The sequence below is a fragment of the Micromonospora auratinigra genome, assembly GCF_900089595.1.
GTDB lineage: Bacteria > Actinomycetota > Actinomycetes > Mycobacteriales > Micromonosporaceae > Micromonospora > Micromonospora auratinigra.
In genome coordinates this window covers 4,817,628-4,836,124 of the sequence record NZ_LT594323.1, presented here as the reverse complement: position 1 = coordinate 4,836,124, position 18,497 = coordinate 4,817,628, and the positions used below count along the sequence as shown (strand labels likewise).

The following is an 18,497-nucleotide window of genomic DNA, read 5'->3' as shown; positions in this document are numbered from 1 at the left end:
GTTCCGGACGGTGCTGCCGGTCGGCCCCCGCGTGCGGCACAGTGGTCCGGTGACGGTTGACGAGCTCACCCGCCCGGTGTCCCGCCGGACCCTGGGCACCGAGACGCTGCTGGTGCTCGGCCTCTCCCTCGGCCAGTCGGCCGTGTACGCGCTGGTCTCGCTGATCGCCAAGCTGACCGCCGCCGGGCCGCTGTCCAAGCAGACCGCCTCGCTGAACACCTCGGTGACCGCGCGGCCGTACCTCGACCTGACGTACCAGCTGCTGGGGATCTGCTTCGCGCTGCTGCCGGTGCTGCTCGCCGTACACCTGCTGGCGCGGGACCCGGGGGACCCGGCGCGGACGCTCGGCATCGACGCCGGGCGGCCCGGGTCCGACCTGGCCCGCGGCGCCGGCCTGGCCGCGCTGATCGGCCTGCCCGGGCTGGCCCTGTTCTGGGCCGCCGCGCAGCTCGGCCTCAACGCCACGCTGGTCCCCGCCGCGCTGCCGCACCTCTGGTGGGCGGTGCCGGTGCTGATCCTGGCAGCCGTGCAGAACGCCGTGCTGGAGGAGGTGATCGTGGTCGGTTACCTGGTCACCCGGCTGCGCCAGCTGCGCTGGCGGCTCGCCGCGGTGGTCGCCGCCAGCGCCGTGCTGCGCGGTTCCTACCACCTCTACCAGGGCTTCGGCGCGTTCGTCGGCAACGCGGTGATGGGCGTGATCTTCAGCCTGTTCTTCCTGCGTACCCGCCGGGTGGCGCCGCTGATCGTGGCGCACACCCTGCTCGACGTGGTCGCCTTCGTCGGCTACGCCTCGCTGCCGAAGTCCTGGTTCAGCTGGCTATGACCCCTCCCGCGCCCGGCCCGGTCAGGCCGACCCGGCCGGGGCGGTAGAGGGCCCGCGCCCGCGCGGCGAGCCGCTCGGCGGCGGCCGTGCCGCCCGTCGCGGCGGTGAGCGGGGCCGCGCCCGGCAGCAGCCGCGACGCCAGCCGCAGCGCCCACCAGCCGCCCGCCTGGGCGGCCAGCGGCGTCGCCAACCGCCAGGCCGCCTCCGCCGCCCGGGGCCACGTGCCGTCGACCGGCGCACCCGCCGACCGCACCGCGTCCAGCGCCGCCCGCGCCGTGGCCAGGTCCGGGTGCACCTGGGTCAGCACCAGCAGCTCGGGTACCCGGTCCGGATGTCCCGGCTCCCGGCCGTAGACCGCCGCCAGGTGCAGCACCAGGTTGGCCTGCGTCCAGAGCACCGCCGCCAGCTCGGCCGCCGGGGCGAACAGGCCGGCACCCGCGGCGAGCGCGCCGCCCGTACCGGCCAGCCGGACGAACCGCCGGGTGGCCAGCCGGGCCAGCCCGTCCGCGTCCGCGTCGGGATAGGCCGCGCGGGTTCGCTCGGCCCAGTCGCCGGCCCGCGGCCCGAGCGCCGCCACCGCCGCGCCGGCCAGCAGCTCCGGCGCGAACCCCGGATGATCGAGTACGCGGGCAGCCACCTCCCGCCAACCCTGGTCGGTGGGCCGCCCCTGCTCCGGCCGCTCGGTCGGCTCCGCGTCGGCCGTGACCGTTTCCACCGGTCCGGGCGGGCCGCCCGGCTCCGGCGCTTCCCCGAGGGCCGGGACCGGGGACGGATCCGTCACCGGCGCTCCGCTGGTCCCGACCTCGGCCCGGCCGGCCCGCTTCCGGGTGACCGGCGTCGCCTTCTTCGCCACCGGGGCGGCCCGGCGCGCCGTCGCCTTCGCCGCCCGGGTCGGCTGCTCCGCGCTCTCGGCCACCTGGGCCGGCTGTTCGCCGGCGGTGTCCGGTGCCGTCTCCACCGCCGGGGCGGTCGGCCCGGCGGGAGGCAGCGTGCTCCTCGTCACGCCGGCCGGCTGCTCGTCCGTCCCGGCCGGTGCCGGGGCGGCCTTCGCGGCGGTAGGGCGTGCGCTCTTCGCCGCCGGGGCGGCCTTCGCGGCGCGCCGGGTTCCGGCCTTTGCTGCCTGGGTGGTCGCGCCTGCCGGCGGGACCTCGCCCTTCGTCGCCGAGGAGGTCTTCCTGGCCGTCGCGCGCTTCGTCGGCCGCGCGGTCCCGACGTCGGCGCCCGGCGGGGCGTCGGTGGCCGCCGGGGCATCGGTGCTCAGCCCGGCGTCGGTACGTGGCGTGGTGTCGGTCGGCTCGGCGGCGGGGCGGGGCCGTGGCGCGGGGGCGGTCTGCGCGCGGTCCGGCGTGCCGGTCGCGGCGGGGGTGGTCGGTGTGGCCCCGGCCGGGGTCGTCGGTGCGGCTCCGGCGGGATCGGGCGGCCGGAAGAGCACGGTGGGGGCTGCCTTCCTGGTTCGCCGCTCCCTCGACACCGGTTCGGACGGCTGCGGGTCGGCCGGCGCGGGCGGGCTGGGCGGCGGGGTGAAGGTCGGCTCGGTGGAGCGGCTCCGCCGGGCGCCGGGGGCGGGCTCACGGCGGGGCGGGTCGCTCGGCGGCTGCTCCTGCATATCGATGGAGCGTAGTCGCGGGTGTGACGACGCACACGACGGAAACGCAGGGCCCGGGTGGCCGCCCGGTAGTCGCTTTGCCCCGGGAGGGGACGTACCTGTATTCTCGGGCGCGGTGGTCTCCGGACCACCGAGGAGACTTCGCCTAGTCTGGTCTATGGCGCCGCACTGCTAATGCGGTTGGGGTCTTAAAGCCCCTCCCGGGTTCGAATCCCGGAGTCTCCGCGCGAAAGCCGGGTGTGTAGACTGGCTGAGCACCGAGCGCCCGTAGCTCAATGGATAGAGCATCTGACTACGGATCAGAAGGTTAGGGGTTCGAGTCCCTTCGGGCGCACTTCACGATGAAGGCCGTGACCAGCGAGAGCTGATCACGGCCTTCATCTTTTCGCGGTGTCGTTCCGGCCGGGTTCGTGCCCGCCCACTGCCCGGTGTCTCGACGTTCCGGGCACACTTGCGCTGTGGAACGTCACGAGTTCGGTGTCGCGGTGCGCCAGTTGCGGGAGAGCACGGCACCTGCGGCGGTCGGGCTACCGATCGGCCGGCGGCGGGTGCAGGGGTTGCGGCGGGAGGAGCTCGGTGAGCTCGCGGGGATGTCGGCGGACTACGTACGCCGGTTGGAGCAGGGGCGCAGCCATCCGTCGGCCGGGGTGGTGAACGCCATCGCCCGGGCGCTGCGGGTCGGGCGGGCGGAGTACGAGCGGCTGTGCGCGCTGGCCGGGTACGCCGCCGCCGACGGGCAGGTGCCGAACGAAGTCGGTTCGGGTGCGCTGCGGCTGCTGGAACGGTTCCCGGACACCCCGATGTTCGTCTCCGACGCGGCGATGAACCTCATCGCCGTGAACAGCGCGTTCGTGGCCCTGGGGCACTGGGAGCTCACCGGTGACCCGTGGGACTGGAACGTCGCCTGGCGCACGTTCTGCGATCCGTTCAACGGTTTCAAGCAGTCCGCGGACGACGCGACCGATCATGAAGCGATCCTCGCCGCCCGGCTGAGGAGCGCGCTGCTGCGCTACCCCGCCGACGCGTCGCTCGCCGCGCTGGTGGACGAGATGCGCAGCCGCAGCCGGCTGTTCGACACCCTGTGGCGCACGCCGAGACCGGTGGTGGCATACGAGAGCAGTGCCGCGTTCATCCATCCGGACGGCGGCGCCGTCACGCTCGTCGGCAGCCTGCTCGCCATCCCGGGCGACGACCTGGCGGCACTGATGCTCACCGCGGCACCGGGCTCGGCCGATGCGGCGCGTCTCGCCGAGATCGTCGACCATGCCGGCGAACCGGCCATCATCAGGGTGGGCCAGTCCGGCCCAGGCTGACGGCGCCGGATCCTGCCAAGTTGAGTGACGTCGCGAAGCACATCGACGGCATCAACGAAAGCAGGTCCAGCAATGAAGGCAGTGCGTTTCCACGAGTTCGGCGGCCCCGAGGTACTGCGCTACGAGGACGTCGAGCAGCCCGTCCCCGGTGCCGGTCAGGTCCGTATCCGCGTCGCCGCGACGTCCTTCAACGGTGTCGACGCCAACATCCGCGCGGGCTACATGCAGGGCCCGATCCCGGTCGAGCTGCCGCACACTCCGGGCCTCGATGTCGCCGGCACGGTCGACGCGCTCGGTGACGGCGTGGACGAGGTCGCGGTCGGCGACCGGGTCATCGGCTTCCTGCCGATGACCGGGACCGGAGCGGCCGCCGAGTACGTGATCGCGCCGGCGGAGCTCCTGACCGGGGCCCCCCGGAACATCCCGTTGGCCGACGCGGCGGCGTTCCCGCTGGTGGGCCTGACGGCGTGGCAGGCGCTGTTCGACCACGGCAAGCTGACCGCCGGTCAGCGGGTGCTGATCAACGGTGCCGGCGGAGCGGTCGGCGGATACGCCGTGCAGTTGGCGAAGGAGGCCGGGGCCACGGTTCTCGCCACGGCCGGCCCGGGCAGCGCCCAGCGGGTCAGCGCCGCCGGCGCCGACGAGGTGATCGACCACACCGCCACCGACGTGACCGGGGCGGTGACCGAGCCGGTCGACCTCGTGCTCAACCTCGCGCCGATCACCCCGGAGCAGCTCGCCGCGCTGGTGGGCCTGATCCGTGACGGCGGGACCCTGGTCAACACCACCGTCTGGATGCCCGCCCCTTCCGACGAGGAGCGCGGCGTGCGCGGCATCGACCTGTTCGTGCGCAGCGACGCCGACCAACTCGCCGACCTGGCCGCCCGCGTCAACACCGGTGAGCTGCGCGTCGAGGTCGCCCGGCGGATCGCGCTGGCCGATCTGCCCGCCCTGCACGCCGACGTGGCCGCGGGCACGCTGCCCAGCGGCAAGGTCGTCGTCACCGTCGCCTGATCATCCACCCTCGACCTCCTGGAACGGAGCACCATGATTCCCGCCGACGATCCATCCCGCTCGCTGACCGTGGCGAACCCCGACGACCCCGCCACGACGTACGTCTCCCTCGTGGGCAACACCTACGGAATGCTGATCACCGGCGAGCAGACCAACGGCCGGTACTGCCTGATCGACATGCGGGTGCCCGACGGCGGTGGCCCGCCGCCGCACCGGCACGACTTCGAGGAGCTGTTCACGATCCTCGACGGCGAGATCGAGTTCACCTTCCGCGGCGAGAAGCACCTGGTACGGGCCGGGTCCAGCATCAACATCCCGGCCAACGCGCCGCACAACTTCCGCAACGTCTCGGGCGCTCCGGCCCGGATGCTGTGCATGTGCACCCCTGCCGGGCAGGACGAGTACTTCACGCGCATCGGTGACGTCGTCGCGGGCCGGGACGCGCCGCCGCCGCAGCTGTCGCCGGACGAGATCGCGGAACGCCGCCGCCGCGCGGCGGACCTGGCCGCGACGTACCGCAGTGAGTTCCTGTAGCTGGACGCCGGGCCGCCCCGGCCGGCTCGCTGCCGGCCGGGGCGGGTGCAGGCTTATGGAACAAAGCTTCTTGACTGCTCATAGATCTGTAACTAAGTTTCAATGCACTGTCCACGACGCCGCCCGGCGAGAGACATGAGGTCGACACATGAGGCTGCCCCGACTGTCCCGCCGAGCGCTCTCCGTCCTGGCCGTCGCCGTGCTGGCCACGCCGGCGCTCGCCGCCGCGCCGGCCGGCGCGGCCGAGCCCCAGGCCCCGGACCGACCGCTCCAGGTGATGAGCTTCAACATCCACCACGGCGCGGGGTCCGACGGGCTGGTGGACCTGTCGCACATCGCCGGCGTCATCCGGGACAACCACGTCGACGTGGTCGGGCTCCAGGAGGTCGACCGGCACTTCGGCACCCGTAGCGACTTCGTCGACCAGGCGGCCTGGCTGGCCCGGGAGTTGCGGATGCACGTCGTCTTCGGTGCCAACCTGGACCTCGACCCGATCGAGGCGGGTCAACCGCGGCGGCAGTTCGGCACCGCCATTCTCAGCACCGCCCCCATCCTGGACTGGGACAACACGCTGCTGCCCCGGTTCGGCGAGCACGAGCAGCGCGGCCTGCTGCGGGCGCGCGTCAACGTGCGGGGGGTGCCCGTGCAGGTCTACAACACGCACCTGGAGCACACCAACCGGCCCGAGCGACTCGCCCAGGTCGAGGCGATCACGGGTCTGATCGGTGCGCAGGACGAGTCGGTGGTGCTCTTCGGCGACCTCAACGCCGATCCGTGGACGCCGGAGATCCAGGCGCTGACCGACCGGTTGGTGGACGCCTGGGAGGCGGCCGGGCTCGGTGACGGGTACACCTATCCCACCTACGACCCGCACAAGCGGATCGACTACGTCCTGCAGTCCGGCGATGTGATCGTGCGCAGCGTGGCGGTGCTCACCGATCCGGAGTCGGCGAGCGCCTCGGACCATCTGCCCGTCCTGGCGGAGCTGCACCTGCCGGGGGCGAAGGTCGGCCTCGGCCGCTGAGCTTCCGTACCCGTCCGCCGGTCCTGATCGGAGCGGTGGCCCCCGCAACGGTCGAACGGCCCGGCCGACCTGCGTCGATATCGAGGCCCGCCATCAGCGATGCTGATGGCGGGCCTCGACTCGGTCCGGCGTGGGTGCGGACCTCCCATGGATGACTGTTGATGCTTTGGGAGCGCTCCCGTAACATCCCTGACGCGGCTGTTAACGTTCACAAAACCTTGTCCCAGCGAATGTGCCGGCCGCCATCACAGGAGGAGGGTGCTTCATGGGTAGATCGAGAGCGGCCAGTGCCGGCCTGGCAGTGGCCGGCGTCGGACTGCTGGCGGCGGCGACGCTCGTCGTGGCCTTGCCGGCCGGTGCCGCGACCGCCGGCTGTTCCGTGTCCTACGCCGTGTCGTCGCAGTGGCAGGGCGGCTTCGGGGCGAACGTGTCGGTCACCAACCTGGGCGATCCGCTGACCAGTTGGACGCTGACCTGGTCGTTCGCCGCCGGGCAGCAGGTCACGGAGTCGTGGAACACCGCGCTGACCCAGAGCGGTTCGGCGGTGACCGCGCGGAACGTGAGTTACAACGGTGCCGTCGCGACCAACGGCACGGTCTCGTTCGGTTTCAACGGCTCGTGGAGCGGGAGCAACCCGGCACCGACGAGCTTCGCCCTCAACGGGGTGACCTGCACCGGCGGCACCGGCACGCCGACCGCGTCGCCCACGACGTCCCCGACGTCGTCGCCGACGCCGCCCGCGTCCCCGACCCCCACGCCGACCTCGACGCCGCCCGCCTCGTGCACGCTGCCGTCGAGCTACCGGTGGACCTCCACGGGTGCGCTGGCGCAGCCGAAGTCGGGCTGGGCGTCGCTGAAGGACTTCACCCACGTCGTCTACAACGGCAAGCACCTGGTGTACGCGACCACGCACGACTTCGGCTCGGCCTGGGGCTCGATGGCGTTCAGCCCGTTCAGCAACTGGTCCGACATGGCCTCCGCCCCGCAGACCGGGATGAACTCCGGGACGGTCGCCCCGACGCTGTTCTACTTCGCCCCGAAGAACATCTGGGTGCTGACGTACCAGTGGGGTCCGTCGCCGTTCATGTACCGGACGTCCAGTGACCCGACCAACCCGAACGGCTGGTCGGCGGCGCAGGCACTGTTCACCGGGAGCATTTCCGGCTCCGGCACCGGCCCGATCGACCAGACGGTCATCGGGGACGGCACCAACATGTACCTCTTCTTCGCCGGCGACAACGGCAAGATCTACCGGGCGAGCATGCCGATCGGGAACTTCCCCGGCAACTTCGGCTCGAACTACACCACGATCCTGAGCGACACGACCAACAACCTCTTCGAGGCGGTGCAGGTCTACAAGGTCCAGGGTCAGAACCAGTACCTGATGATCGTCGAGTCGATCGGGTCGCAGGGCCGCTACTTCCGGTCGTACACGGCCAGCAGCCTGGGTGGCTCGTGGACGCCGCAGGCGACCAGCGAGAGCAACCCGTTCGCCGGCAAGGCCAACAGCGGCGCGACCTGGACCAACGACATCAGCCACGGTGACCTGATCCGCAGCAACCCGGACCAGACCATGACGATCGACCCCTGCAACCTGCAACTGCTCTACCAGGGCCGGGCCACCAACTCCGGCGGCGACTACGGCCTCCTGCCGTACCGGCCGGGTCTGTTGACGCTGCAGCGCTGACGGGGCGGCGCGGGCGGGGCCCGTCCACCGGGTCCCCCCGCGCCCGCCACCTCCTGATCGGTCGGATGAATCGAGGAGAGGTTCCGTGAGAAAAAGCAAGGTGAGCAGGGCCGCCCTGGTGTCGGCCGGCAGCGTGCTGCTGGCGTCGGCAGCGGTCGCCGTGGCGCTGCCCGCGAGCGCGGCGGCCGGCTGCTCGGTGAACTACGCCGTGTCGTCGCAGTGGCAGGGCGGCTTCGGCGCGAACGTCACCGTCACCAATCTCGGTGACCCCATCACCAGTTGGGCGCTGACCTGGTCCTACGGCGCGGGGCAGACCGTGGCGGAGGCCTGGAACGCGACGGTGAGCCAGAGCGGTGCCGCGGTCACCGCCCGCAACGTCAGCTACAACGGCGCGATCGCCACAAACGGCTCGACGTCGTTCGGCTTCAACGGTACGTGGAACGGCAGCAACCCCGCCCCGACCGGCTTCGCGCTGAACGGGGTGGCCTGCACCGGTGGCCCGGTGCCGACCGGTTCGCCCACCACGTCACCGACCGCGTCCCCCACCCCGCCGCCCACCACCCCGCCACCCACCACCCCACCGCCGACCGGGCCGGCGGACATCACGGTGAACAGCGCCACCAGGTACCAGACGATCGACGGGTTCGGTGCCGCCGTCCCGATCTGGGGTGGCGCGTGGTCGACCGCCGAGACGCAGACGCTGGTCGGGTTGGGTCCCAACCAGCTGGGTCTGTCGATCGTGCGGACCGGCATCTCACCGGTGTCGAGTGAGTGGTCGACCCAGGTGAACGCCCTGAAGACCGCGAAGTCGTACGGGCCGGGAGTGAAGATCCTGGCGACACCCTGGACCGCACCGGCGGCGTGGAAGACCAACAACAGCCGGACCAACGGCGGCAAGCTGAAGCCCGAGTACTACGACGACTACGCCAACCACCTGAACAGCTACGTCCAGTACATGCGCAACCAGGGCGTGACGATCGACGTCACCTCGGTGCAGAACGAGCCGGACTGGCACCCGGACTACGACTCGATGGACTGGAGCGGCACCGAGCTGGAGACGTTCGTCCGGGACCAGGGCGCGAAGGTGCAGAACACCAAGCTCATGGTCGCCGAGGCGGTGAACATGAACTACACGTACACCGACCCGACGCTGAACGACGCCGCAGCCCGCACCAACCTCGGCTACGTCGGCGGCCACCTGTACGGCACCGAGGCGGCCGGCCGGCTGAAGCCGTACCCGCTGGCCGACCAGTACGGCAAGCCGGTCTGGATGACCGAGTGGAACCTGCACGCGGCCGACGGCAGCGGCTCCAACATCTGGGGCGACCCCAGCAACCTGGCGGTCTGGAACGAGACGCTCGACGACATCATGCGTACGGTGCACAGGTCGATGGAGTCGAACTGGGCGGCCTACGTCTGGTGGTACGGCAAGCGGTACTACTCCTTCATCGGTGACGGCGAGGCGGCGTACGGCACGGTCGCCGGTGCCCCGCTCAAGCGCGGGTACGCGTTCTCGCAGTACGCCAAGTACGTCCGGCCGGGCTACCAGCGGGTCGCCCTGACCAGGAGCTCCAAGGCGTCGCCGCTGGAGGTGACCGCCTACCAGGGCGGCGGGAAGATCACCCTGGTGATCCTCAACCGGTCGACCAGCGCGGTGAACAACGCCGTCATCCAGGTGCCGCAGAACGTCACCAGGGCCGAGCACTACCTGACCTCGCAGTACGCCAACGCGGCCAGCCAGCCGGTCGGCGTGAACGGCGGGCAGGTGAGTGTCAACGTCGGGGCGCGCAGCATCTCCACCGTCGTGCTGACCCTCTGAACGATCTCCCGGAGGGTCGGAACGCCACCGCCCCGGTCGCCGTGGGGCGGCCGGGGCGGTGTGGTGTGTGGGTGGGTCAGGCCGTCGAGCGTCCGGCTCCCGTCCACCACGACGGGCCCGACCACGCAGCCGCGCGCGCCGTCGAGCCCGCAGCCGGCCAACTTCTGGTGATGCCGATGTGCTCCCGGGCGAGGGTGAGCAGGAGGGTGTCGTCCGCCATGCTCCACTCACCCGCAGCGTACTGGCGGCGTACCGAGGCCAGGGTGTCGTCGCGGAGCCGTCCGGCGAGCCGGGCGGACATCTCGGTGATCGCCGCGTAGGTCCGGTCCATGGCACTCACCCCTCGCACAGCCCGTGGCGGCGTGTCGTGGTCCGACCGTGACGCCGGTCAGGACCAGCGCGCGGCCTCGATCTCCGCGACCACGGCGCGCATGTGGCCGGCGAGGGAGGCGAGGAAGTCGGCGGCGCCGGCGTCGGACGGGTCGTCCAGCACCCAGTTGCCGTTCCAGGCGACCAGGCGGGCCAGGGCGCCCGGCGGCTGCGGTTCCGCCAGCACCTGCTCGATCGAGGCGATCTCGCGCTGCACGTTGCGCACGTTGTAGGTGGCCTTGCGGCGGATGTGGTCGAGCACCTCGTCGAACCCGTCGGCGTCGGCCAGGTAGGCCGAGGCGAGGTCGGTGACCGCCTCCAGCGGGGTGCGGGCGTTGAGCTGCTCGATGCGCCTGCGGCTCGCCTCGGGTAGCCGGGACGGATCCATGACCGGTGTCAGCCTCTCGGGTTGGCGCTGGGGAACGCACTGACGATATACGGCTTCGGCGGGTCGGAGCCGGGCACGATGCTGATCCGGACCTCGGCATGGCTGGTGGCGTGGTGGTGCGCGTTGCGCGGTCCCGCCCCGTACGCGCCGTCGTTGTAGAACCCCTCGCCGACCCGGTTGCCGTAGTTGAAGTTGCCGCTGTGCTCGCCGGTGGCGGCCAGGTCGTGGCGGATGTCGTCCCAGTGCTGGCTCACGTACTGGTTGATCGCCCGGTTCTGCACCGACGGGTCGTCCCAGCGGTACGAGTAGTTCGCATGGCCGTTCCACGGTGGGTCGCCGTAGATCCGGCCCTCGATCGTCCGGTCGGTCTGGTTCGGGTCGCGGTCCAGCCGCACGCCCGGGCCGTGCCGTTCATTGGTGTGCGGGTGGCCGCGGCCGGTCACGTTGGCGTGGTCCGCGTCGTTGCTGGCGATGTCGAACCGGGGCGGGTCCGCGCCGAGCTGCTCGTACGTGTCCAGGTACCGGCGGACCTCGATCTCCGCGCCGGCGGCGTCCACCCGGTCGGCCGCCTGATCGGGCGTCTCACCCGGGCGGGGGTTGGGATCGAGGTCGTTCTGCAGCTCCTGGTCGGTCCGGTTCGCCGGCCGGTAGCCGGTGTTCGCCGGCCCGCCGCCGGGTCCGCCGGGCGCGCCCGGCGGGTGGCCGTGCTGGATCGCCTGAGCGGTGGTGTGCTGCGCGGCGGTGATGCTGCTCGCCGGGGGTACGCTGGCGGCCCCCTTCGGTGGGGTGCCGCCACCGCCGTGACCGCTGTTGTTGTTACCGGTCCCGCCACCGTGCTGGCCACCGCCGCTGCTGCCGGGGTGTCCGCCGGAGCTGCTCGGGCCCTTGGGTTTCGCCATGACGCCTTATCCGTTGATGAGCTTGGCGAGGTTGGTCAGGCTGGTGACCAGGGCCACCGTGTAGGTGAGGATGCGTCCGGCCCACTTCACGACGGCCGCCGCGATCTGCGCGGCGATCACCGGGATGGTGACCACGAAGATGGCCTCGACCGCCCAGACGACGACCCGGGCGACCAGGTCCGCGATGAGGTCCCGGACCAGTTCGCGGGTGAACGTCACCAGGTTCCCGGCGGCCTGGGTGGCGACGGACATCGCGGCGGAGATCCCGGCGAGCCCGTTGACCGCCTCGACGTTGTGCTTCATCAGCCCGTGGTAGGCGTCGGCGGCCCGGCCCTGCCAGTGCGGCGTGTCCCCGTCGACGTACGACTTCAGGTCGGTGGCCATGCTCTGCAGCTCGCCGGCGATGTTGTTCCAGGTCGCGGCGTGCGAGGCGATGACGTCGGGCATGCCGGCGAGGTCGTCGAGGAGCTGCCGGAGCGGCTCGAAGTATTCCATCGCCCAGCCCAGGCCGTTGGCCAGCAGGGCACTGAACGGGTCCATCACGCTGGCGGCGACCTCGACGCCGAACGCCGCACCCGCCAGCAGGTCGTCGACCCAGCCTTCGCTCCGGATCGCGTCGACCAGGCTCTCGAAGCTCTCGGCGAGTGACGCGCCGGTCCACACCTCCCGGGTCGAGGTGACCCCGGCGACCAGTGAGGTGTCGGTCATCCGGCCGCCCCCGCCAGGCTCCCACCCGCTTTGCGGATGGTGGTGTCCGCGTGCGTGTCGGCGTGGTCGTAGTTGTCCGCGGTCCGGCGCAGCCCGGCGACGACCAGGGTCAGGTTCTCCTCGACGTACGCGACGAGTTCGTCCTGGCGTTGGTGCCGGCCCTCCAGGATCGCCGGCATCCACGAGCAGAGCAGCCCGTACGCCTCGTCGTTCTGCGCGATGTGCGCGCTGGCCGTCTTGACCGCGTCGAACCGGGCGTTGAGCGCCTCGACGTTGCGGGCGTGCGCGCGGATCTGCTCCGCGTCGACCTCGAAACCGTCGGCCACCGCGATCACCATCCACTGTGCTGGTAGTCGGAACCGTCGCCGATCGGATCGGCGTCGCGCAGTTGTCGCTCCACCCGCTCGGCGATGGCCCGTCCGGCCGCCGAACCGGTGCCCACGGTGTCGTCGATGATCTCCCGGGAGCGGTCGGCGAGCTGCCGCCGGGCGTCCCGGACGGTGTCCATGATCGTCCTGGCCACCACGTCGGGGGCAACCCGCTGGATCCGCTGGCCCAGCCGCAGGTCGACGAGGACTCCCTGGGAGTCGACCGTGACCTCGGTCAGGCCGTTGCTGTCGGTGGCGGTCACCCGCAGCTGCTCGAGCCGCTCGCTCATCGCCCTGGTGTCGGCGGCCAGCTTGTCGATCCGGCCCTTCCACGCCGCCAACCGCTCCAGGGCGCCGTCCGGGTCGAGCACGCCGCCAGTGCCTGGCACGACGGACTCCATGGCCCCTCCGGTCACTGGTCATGATCATGTTTCGACGGCGAAGGCTAACACGCGGCGACCAGCGCCGATGTCCACAAGGGAACTAGCGGGCAAAGCCGGGCGAAGAAGGTCAGAAGAGGCGGGACCGGCGTCGCTCCGCGTCCCGGATGCCGTCCCGGACGGCGAACCGGATGACGGTGTAGAGCACCAGCATGCCGAGCGCGTAGAGGAGCAGTCCGGCGATCGAGGCTTCCATGCCGCGCACGGTAGTCGGCGGCCGCCACCCGTCGTTCCGGAAAACTCCGCGCGGTCGAGCCGGCCGCCGGGTGACCCTGTGGTGGTGAACGCAGACATCCGTTCCGCCACCGACGCCCTGCGCGGCCTCGCCCTGGGGGACGCGTTCGGCGAGACCTGGTTCTTCCGTCCGGCGGGGGAGGTGCGGCGGGCACTCGCCGAGCGGGTACCGGTCGAGGGGCCGTGGCGGTGGACCGACGACACCGCGATGGCCCTCGCGCTGCACCGGGTGCTGCGGGACCGGGGCGAGGTGGCGCAGGACGAGCTGGCCCGCGCGTTCGCCGAGGCGTACGCGGCGGACCCGTACCGCAACTACGGCGCGTCCATGCACGACGTGCTGCGGGCGGTCGGGGCCGGCGAGCCGTGGGCGACGGTCACCGGGCGACAGTTCGGTGGCCAGGGTTCCTGGGGCAACGGCGCGGCCATGCGGGTCGCGCCGCTGGGCGCGTACTTCTCCGCCGACCTCGACCTGGTGGCGGCGCAGGCGGTCCGCTCCGCGCAGGTGACCCACGCCCATCCGGAGGCCGTGGCCGGCGCGGTCGCCGTCGCGGTGGCCGCCGCCCTGGCGGTCCGGGGCACCAGTGCCGACGAGCTGCTGCCCGCCGTGGTGGCCCGGACGCCCGACAGTGAGGTGGCGTCGAGACTGCGCCGGGTCGCGGGGCGGCCGTTCACCGACGAGCCGGGGCGGATCGCCGGGGAGGTCGGCTGCGGCGCGCTGATCTCGGCACCGGACACCGTCCCGTACGCCCTCTGGTGCGCCGCCCGCCACCTCGACGACCTGGTCGAGGCGCTCTGGACGACGGCGACCGCGGGGGGCGACATGGACACCACCTGCGCGATCGTCGGTGGCGTGGTGGCGGGCCGGACCGGACTGTCGGGGGTGCCGGCCGCGTGGACCGACGCCGTCGAGCCGCTGCCGGCCTGGGTGGGTTGTTGAGCGTGCGACAGGGGCCCCCGCCCGAGGCGGGGACCCCTGCGTGCCGCGGGTGGGGATCAGCCGGCCCGGGTGGCGGCCACCTCGGTGGTGATCTGCACGGTCGTGTCGACGACCTGCCAGAGCACGGCGGGCGCGGTGGCCCCGTCGATGGTGGTGACCGTCTTCGTGTATCCGTTCGTGTACGACACGGAGACGGTGTAGAAGAACCGGTCGGCACCGGTGTTCGTCGGCAGGTAGGCCGGCGCGAGAGTGCGGAACTCCCGTCCGTTCACCATCGTCATCAGATCGGTGGTGTAAGCGTGAACGGTGCCGGTCGAAACGGTGTACGACTCGGTGACGCCGGCGAATCCGCCGGTCCTTTTCACCGTGACCTGGTAGGCCGTGCTCCGGGCGGCCTGAGCCGGCCCGCCGACCGCCAGTACGCCGGCTCCGACGCCGATGAGCAGCGCGAACGCCGCAGTGATCCGACCGATGGCGCGCAGCATGGCAGACATGGCTGAACCCCTTTCCTCGTGGGAACGGTGAAACGGCCGACGGGGCGGAGTCGGGGGTCGCCGACTGTCGTCCGGCCCATTGTGACTGTGGTCACCTCAGGTGGCCGGCCGTTTCTTTGTCGCCCCTTTCTAGCATCGCCCAGAACCGGCCGACCATGGGCCGATAGTCCCTACTGGACAGTGCGTAGTTTGTTGCGATTGTTGCGACGCTTTGAGAAATGCGAATTAGGGTGTCGGTATGAGCGTGCATCCCCGTGTGGTGACCGACGACTTCCCCGCTGCCCTGCGCTTCTGGACCATCCTGCTCGGTGAGCCCGAGCGGGTCGTCCCCGACGTCGGGTACGCCAGCTTCGACTCCGCCGGCGAGACCGTGCTCGCGCTGCTCGACCGTCGCGCCGCGGAGGCGGTGCTGCCGGTCGGCCGCGGTGACGGCGGCGTCCTGGTGGTGGTTCCCGTACCCGACGTCGACGCCACCGTGGCGGCCGTCGCACCGGACACGCTGGTCGTCGCCCCCGCCGACCGGCCCGGCTGGGGCATCCGGTCGGCCTACCTGCGTGACCCCGACGGCAACCTGGTCGAGGTGCAGAGCTGGCCGGCCGGCTGACCCGCCACATGGCACCGCCCCCGGTCGCCGTGGGGCGGCCGGGGCGGTGTGGTGTGTGGGTGGGTCAGGCGAGGGTTTTGTACATGTTCCAGCCGGTGCCGGCTTTGACGCGGCCGGTGAAGGTGCCGGTGCCGGTGCCGGCGTAGTGCCAGAGGACGCCGTGGGTGTCGCGGGCGAGGAGGTCGTTGTGGCCGTCTTCGTTGAGGTCGCCGATGGCGATGACGGCGGTGTAGTCCTTCCAGCCGCCGTAGATGCGGGCGCGGGCGCTCCAGCCGGTTCTGCCGTTGCTGAGGTAGCGGTACATGACGCCGTAGGTGTCGATGCCGAGCAGGTCGCCGTGTCCGTCGCCGTTGAGGTCGCCGGCGCCGATGATTCTGGTGTACATGTTCCAGCCGGAGCCGACCTGTACGCGGGAGCGGATGCCGCCTGCTCCGGTGGTGGTGGAGAGCCAGAGTTTGCCGTAGGTGTCGACGGCGAGGATGTCGTCGTGGTGGTCGCTGTTGAGGTCGCCGGGGGCGAGGATCGCCTTGTAGCCACCCCAGCCACCGCCGAGGCTCTTCGTGGTGTTCGCCCCGAAGTAGAGCTGCCCGATGCCCAGGTGCGCCTTCAGGTAGCCGTTGCCGTCGCGGACCAGCAGGTCGGGCAGCGCGTCACCGTTGAAGTCGCCGAACGGCACCAGCGCGGTGGTACGCGCCGCACCGGTGCAGCTCAGGCACCAGTTGTCCGTCCAGCCGTTGTCGTACAAGCGGCCGGGTACCGTGCCGGTCTGACGGGTGCCGTACCAGTGGCCTTCGCCGGTCGACTTGACGCCGAGCAGCCCCGGGCCGCCGTAGCAGTCGTACCCCCGGAACGGGAAGGTCCCGCAGCCCACCCGGAACTCGGCCGATCCGATGGTCACCGCCGAGGAGCCCTCGCCGGTGGTGCCGGTGACCGTCCACCGGTACGGGCCGTTGAGCGCGGGCTGGCCGGACGCGAGTCGACCGTTCCAGCTCACCAGGAACAACTCCCGGACCGTACCGCCGCTCGCCCGGTGGACCACCTCACCCGTCCACTTGCGGCTGATCGTCATCGTCCACGAGACCAGCGGTCGGGTCGGATGGACGACGACGCTCATCCCCGGCACCTCGGCGCGCGGGAACGCGTCCCCACTCGTCTCGTAGCCGCCGAGCTGCACCGACGTCGCCGGCACACCGGTGTCGAGGACGTGCACTGCGTCGTTCGCGTCGACGTACGCGACGCCCGCACCGTGCCGGTCCACCGCCCAGGTGAGCCGGCGGCCGTCGGCCGGGTTGCCCACCGGCAGATCGGCGAGCTCGACCGGCGCCCGGACGGTGCCGTCGTGGAAATCGGTGAGCCGGAGCGCGCCGGCCTCGTGCCGGACCAGGAAACCGTCGCCCAACTGCGCCGGGCCGGCGGGGACGGTCAGCGCCCGGTTGCCCTGAAGGTCGTACACCCCGGCCGGACCGGCGCTGCCGCAGGCCCACCAGAGCCAACGGGCGCTGGTCTGCACCTCGGACGGGACGCAGGGCGTACCGGTGGAGACGGTCCGCGTGGTCCGCCCGTTCGTCAGGTCGACCGCCTTGAGCTGGCCGGCGGTGCCGGTCGCGGTCCACAGGGTCGAGAACCAGAGCGCCGCCCCGGTGGTCGGGGCGGTCCGTACGACCGCTCCCCGGGCCACGTCGACGACCTGTTGGTTGTTCGTCGCACCGTCGTTGACCAGGACGTAGCCGTTGCCGACGTCGACCAACCGACCGTGGTGCGTGGTCAGCGGCGTCTCCTGGCTGTTGTACGCATCGGTGTCGAACCGCACCAGGGTGTCGGCGGCGCCGTTCAGCCCCGGTGCGACGTACGCCGCCCCGGTCCGGTTGCCCTCGACCAACGGAAGGCATGGCACGTCCGACGGGCAGGCCGCCGGCGGCTTGCCGCGCAGCGGGGTCCCCCCGGCCCTGGTGCTCGCGTCGGTCACGAGCGGGTGGTTGAAGACCGCGTACCGCATCGTTCCGGTGGTCGGGTCGATCTCGGTCTGCGCGTGCCGGACCTGCCCCTGGTGGTAGACCAGGCCGGCGTTGCCCACCGCGTCGCGCACCGGCAGCAGCGGAGTGGCGGCCGGTGCCGTGCCGGGCTCGGCCGACAGGCGGTGCACGGCCCAGTCCTTGGCGCTGGTGCCTCCGACGGCCAGGGCGCGCCCATCGGGCGCCTGGACAAGCGCGGTGCTGCCCCAGTCCAGCATCGGCAGGACCGTCGTCCCGCTGGTCGCGTCGGTGGAGGCACTGATCGCCGGAAACCGGTAGTAGGGGGATTCCGGCTCCAGCATGGCCCCGACCACACCGTCACCGACGATTACCGATCGGGCGAGCCGTTCCGAAGCCGTGGTCAGTACCCGGGCTTCCGTGTTGGTGCCAGTGGTCACGCCGCTGCGCGAGAAGATCTGGTAGACCCCCTCGCCGTTGACGACCGACGCCCAGGCCACCGAGTCGCCGGTGAGGCGCCAACCTCCGGAGCTGCCCCCGCCCACCGGCCCGGAGAGCGGTCGCACCGAAGCGGTGGCGAGGTCGAGCAGGCCGTAACGGAGCGAGCCGCCGGGGGTGGAATAGGGCAGGACGGCCGAGGTCAGGTCCCCGATCGGCGTGATGGTGGCGTTGGCCCCGGCGGGCAGACCGCTGACCGCAGTGCCGGTCCACGTCCCGTCCGCGGCGAGGGTGAACAACTCGGGCGCGACCCCGGACGTGCCCGTGCGCGCCAGCAGCGTCCGGCCGAAGAAGCCGAGGAGGATGTAGCCGGTCGGCGGCGCCAGCTGTTGCCAGCTCTGGTCGGACAGGTCGAGCACGCTGAACTTGCCGGGCGCCGGCTTGGCCGGCACCTGGCCGCGGATGAGGACGAGATCACCGCCGGCGGACCGCAGCGCCAGCGGCGAGAGCCCGGCCAGGTCCTTGACGACCACCGTCTCGCCGGAGTCGTAGCGGGTCCAGAGATAGTCGGTCGAGGCGTCGCGCCGGTGCAGGAAGCCGGTCGCGCCGGCGAAGACGATCGCCTCGTGCGCGAAGACGGTCGGCGGACTCTCCGGGAAGACGGCGATCTCACGCGGTGCGGTGCCGGTGTCGGCGGCGGCCGGTGCGGCCGGGGCGACCAGCAGGCCGAGGGCGAGGATGCTCGCCAGGGCGCCGGCCGAGGGACTGCGACCCAATGAAGGTCCTCCTGGGATGGGCCCGGCGCCGAACGCGCCGGACCGGCCCAGG

19 protein-coding genes and 2 tRNA genes are annotated in these 18,497 nt (G+C 71.9%); 11 read left to right on the top strand and 10 right to left on the bottom strand.

What is annotated here, in order from left to right; all coding sequences use genetic code 11:
• Positions 1-49: 49 nt before the first annotated feature.
• A complete protein-coding gene (locus GA0070611_RS21700; protein ID WP_091673248.1) occupies positions 50-823 on the top strand; it encodes a CPBP family intramembrane glutamic endopeptidase in 774 nt (257 codons plus the stop codon).
• Here GA0070611_RS21700 and GA0070611_RS31970 read toward each other — a convergent pair.
• Positions 810-2,429 carry a hypothetical protein gene (locus tag GA0070611_RS31970; RefSeq protein ID WP_231921184.1) on the bottom strand — a complete coding sequence of 540 codons (1,620 nt, stop codon included), beginning with the start codon at positions 2,427-2,429 and terminating at the stop codon, positions 810-812. The two genes, GA0070611_RS21700 and GA0070611_RS31970, sit on opposite strands and share 14 nt — an antisense overlap.
• A 134-nt stretch (positions 2,430-2,563) precedes the next feature.
• On the opposite strand from GA0070611_RS31970, the gene GA0070611_RS21690 reads away from it, so the two are divergent.
• The 8 genes from GA0070611_RS21690 to GA0070611_RS21655 all read left to right on the top strand — a co-directional run bounded on the left by GA0070611_RS21690 (position 2,564) and on the right by GA0070611_RS21655 (position 9,820).
• Positions 2,564-2,654 (top strand) — tRNA-Ser (locus GA0070611_RS21690).
• A 36-nt stretch (positions 2,655-2,690) separates the two neighbouring features.
• Positions 2,691-2,763: transfer RNA gene (locus tag GA0070611_RS21685), tRNA-Arg, on the top strand.
• A 124-nt stretch (positions 2,764-2,887) separates the two neighbouring features.
• Positions 2,888-3,742, top strand: coding sequence for a helix-turn-helix domain-containing protein (locus GA0070611_RS21680; protein WP_091667246.1), 855 nt, complete (start codon positions 2,888-2,890; stop codon positions 3,740-3,742).
• Positions 3,743-3,814: 72 nt separating this feature from the next.
• Complete coding sequence (locus GA0070611_RS21675) at positions 3,815-4,756, top strand: NADP-dependent oxidoreductase (RefSeq protein WP_091667243.1); 942 nt, start codon at positions 3,815-3,817, stop codon at positions 4,754-4,756.
• 33 nt (positions 4,757-4,789) lie between these two features.
• Positions 4,790-5,290 carry a cupin domain-containing protein gene (locus GA0070611_RS21670; protein WP_091667241.1) on the top strand — a complete coding sequence of 167 codons (501 nt, stop codon included), beginning with the start codon at positions 4,790-4,792 and terminating at the stop codon, positions 5,288-5,290.
• 148 nt (positions 5,291-5,438) lie between these two features.
• A complete protein-coding gene (locus tag GA0070611_RS21665) occupies positions 5,439-6,314 on the top strand; it encodes an endonuclease/exonuclease/phosphatase family protein (protein WP_091667239.1) in 876 nt (291 codons plus the stop codon).
• Between the two features lie 265 nt (positions 6,315-6,579).
• On the top strand, positions 6,580-8,001 hold the full coding sequence (locus tag GA0070611_RS21660) for a non-reducing end alpha-L-arabinofuranosidase family hydrolase (protein ID WP_091667236.1): 1,422 nt from the start codon (positions 6,580-6,582) through the stop codon (positions 7,999-8,001).
• Between the two features lie 85 nt (positions 8,002-8,086).
• The gene (locus GA0070611_RS21655; protein ID WP_091667234.1) at positions 8,087-9,820 is read left to right on the top strand and encodes a cellulose binding domain-containing protein; all 1,734 of its coding nucleotides are present in this window, start codon (positions 8,087-8,089) and stop codon (positions 9,818-9,820) included.
• A gap of 76 nt (positions 9,821-9,896) precedes the next feature.
• Here GA0070611_RS21655 and GA0070611_RS21650 read toward each other — a convergent pair whose 3' ends face one another.
• The 7 genes from GA0070611_RS21650 to GA0070611_RS32285 all read right to left on the bottom strand — a co-directional run bounded on the left by GA0070611_RS21650 (position 9,897) and on the right by GA0070611_RS32285 (position 13,188).
• Entirely contained in the window at positions 9,897-10,151 is a 255-nt protein-coding gene (locus tag GA0070611_RS21650) for a hypothetical protein (RefSeq protein WP_091667231.1), read from the bottom strand.
• A 57-nt stretch (positions 10,152-10,208) separates the two neighbouring features.
• Positions 10,209-10,577: a hypothetical protein gene (locus tag GA0070611_RS21645; RefSeq protein ID WP_231921183.1), complete on the bottom strand. Its 369-nt coding sequence runs from the start codon at positions 10,575-10,577 to the stop codon at positions 10,209-10,211.
• A gap of 8 nt (positions 10,578-10,585) precedes the next feature.
• Positions 10,586-11,476: a hypothetical protein gene (locus GA0070611_RS21640; RefSeq protein ID WP_091667229.1), complete on the bottom strand. Its 891-nt coding sequence runs from the start codon at positions 11,474-11,476 to the stop codon at positions 10,586-10,588.
• A 6-nt stretch (positions 11,477-11,482) separates the two neighbouring features.
• Entirely contained in the window at positions 11,483-12,184 is a 702-nt protein-coding gene (locus GA0070611_RS21635) for a WXG100 family type VII secretion target (RefSeq protein WP_091667227.1), read from the bottom strand.
• Positions 12,181-12,522, bottom strand: a complete 342-nt coding sequence (locus GA0070611_RS21630; protein ID WP_231921182.1) for a type VII secretion target — start codon at positions 12,520-12,522, stop codon at positions 12,181-12,183. Before GA0070611_RS21630 ends, GA0070611_RS21635 begins: the two co-directional genes overlap by 4 nt.
• Positions 12,516-12,941, bottom strand: coding sequence for a YbaB/EbfC family nucleoid-associated protein (locus tag GA0070611_RS21625; RefSeq protein ID WP_231921181.1), 426 nt, complete (start codon positions 12,939-12,941; stop codon positions 12,516-12,518). Before GA0070611_RS21625 ends, GA0070611_RS21630 begins: the two co-directional genes overlap by 7 nt.
• A gap of 121 nt (positions 12,942-13,062) precedes the next feature.
• A complete protein-coding gene (locus GA0070611_RS32285) occupies positions 13,063-13,188 on the bottom strand; it encodes a hypothetical protein (protein WP_269456317.1) in 126 nt (41 codons plus the stop codon).
• A gap of 84 nt (positions 13,189-13,272) precedes the next feature.
• Here GA0070611_RS32285 and GA0070611_RS21620 point away from each other — a divergent pair, with 84 nt between their 5' ends.
• Positions 13,273-14,163, top strand: coding sequence for an ADP-ribosylglycohydrolase family protein (locus GA0070611_RS21620; protein ID WP_231921180.1), 891 nt, complete (start codon positions 13,273-13,275; stop codon positions 14,161-14,163).
• Positions 14,164-14,219: 56 nt separating this feature from the next.
• On the opposite strand, the gene GA0070611_RS21615 is transcribed toward GA0070611_RS21620, so the two are convergent.
• The gene (locus GA0070611_RS21615; protein WP_157740371.1) at positions 14,220-14,657 is read right to left on the bottom strand and encodes a protealysin inhibitor emfourin; all 438 of its coding nucleotides are present in this window, start codon (positions 14,655-14,657) and stop codon (positions 14,220-14,222) included.
• A gap of 238 nt (positions 14,658-14,895) precedes the next feature.
• Here GA0070611_RS21615 and GA0070611_RS21610 point away from each other — a divergent pair, with 238 nt between their 5' ends.
• Entirely contained in the window at positions 14,896-15,261 is a 366-nt protein-coding gene (locus GA0070611_RS21610; RefSeq protein WP_091667218.1) for a VOC family protein, read from the top strand.
• Between the two features lie 64 nt (positions 15,262-15,325).
• Here GA0070611_RS21610 and GA0070611_RS21605 read toward each other — a convergent pair whose 3' ends face one another.
• A complete protein-coding gene (locus tag GA0070611_RS21605) occupies positions 15,326-18,445 on the bottom strand; it encodes an FG-GAP repeat domain-containing protein (protein WP_091667216.1) in 3,120 nt (1,039 codons plus the stop codon).
• Positions 18,446-18,497: the final 52 nt, after the last annotated feature.

Excerpts from the sequence above, each read along its gene's own strand:
- GA0070611_RS31970 (WP_231921184.1), bottom strand. The coding sequence starts at position 2,429 with ATGCAGGAGCAGCCGCCGAGCGACCCGCCCCGCCGTGAGCCCGCCCCC.
- GA0070611_RS21675 (WP_091667243.1), top strand. The coding sequence starts at position 3,815 with ATGAAGGCAGTGCGTTTCCACGAGTTCGGCGGCCCCGAGGTACTGCGC.
- GA0070611_RS21670 (WP_091667241.1), top strand. The coding sequence starts at position 4,790 with ATGATTCCCGCCGACGATCCATCCCGCTCGCTGACCGTGGCGAACCCC.
- GA0070611_RS21665 (WP_091667239.1), top strand. The coding sequence starts at position 5,439 with ATGAGGCTGCCCCGACTGTCCCGCCGAGCGCTCTCCGTCCTGGCCGTC.
- GA0070611_RS21660 (WP_091667236.1), top strand. The coding sequence starts at position 6,580 with ATGGGTAGATCGAGAGCGGCCAGTGCCGGCCTGGCAGTGGCCGGCGTC.
- GA0070611_RS21650 (WP_091667231.1), bottom strand. The coding sequence starts at position 10,151 with ATGGACCGGACCTACGCGGCGATCACCGAGATGTCCGCCCGGCTCGCC.
- GA0070611_RS21645 (WP_231921183.1), bottom strand. The coding sequence starts at position 10,577 with ATGGATCCGTCCCGGCTACCCGAGGCGAGCCGCAGGCGCATCGAGCAG.
- GA0070611_RS21640 (WP_091667229.1), bottom strand. The coding sequence starts at position 11,476 with ATGGCGAAACCCAAGGGCCCGAGCAGCTCCGGCGGACACCCCGGCAGC.
- GA0070611_RS21635 (WP_091667227.1), bottom strand. The coding sequence starts at position 12,184 with ATGACCGACACCTCACTGGTCGCCGGGGTCACCTCGACCCGGGAGGTG.
- GA0070611_RS21630 (WP_231921182.1), bottom strand. The coding sequence starts at position 12,522 with ATGGTGATCGCGGTGGCCGACGGTTTCGAGGTCGACGCGGAGCAGATC.
- GA0070611_RS32285 (WP_269456317.1), bottom strand. The coding sequence starts at position 13,188 with ATGGAAGCCTCGATCGCCGGACTGCTCCTCTACGCGCTCGGCATGCTG.
- GA0070611_RS21615 (WP_157740371.1), bottom strand. The coding sequence starts at position 14,657 with ATGTCTGCCATGCTGCGCGCCATCGGTCGGATCACTGCGGCGTTCGCG.
- GA0070611_RS21610 (WP_091667218.1), top strand. The coding sequence starts at position 14,896 with ATGAGCGTGCATCCCCGTGTGGTGACCGACGACTTCCCCGCTGCCCTG.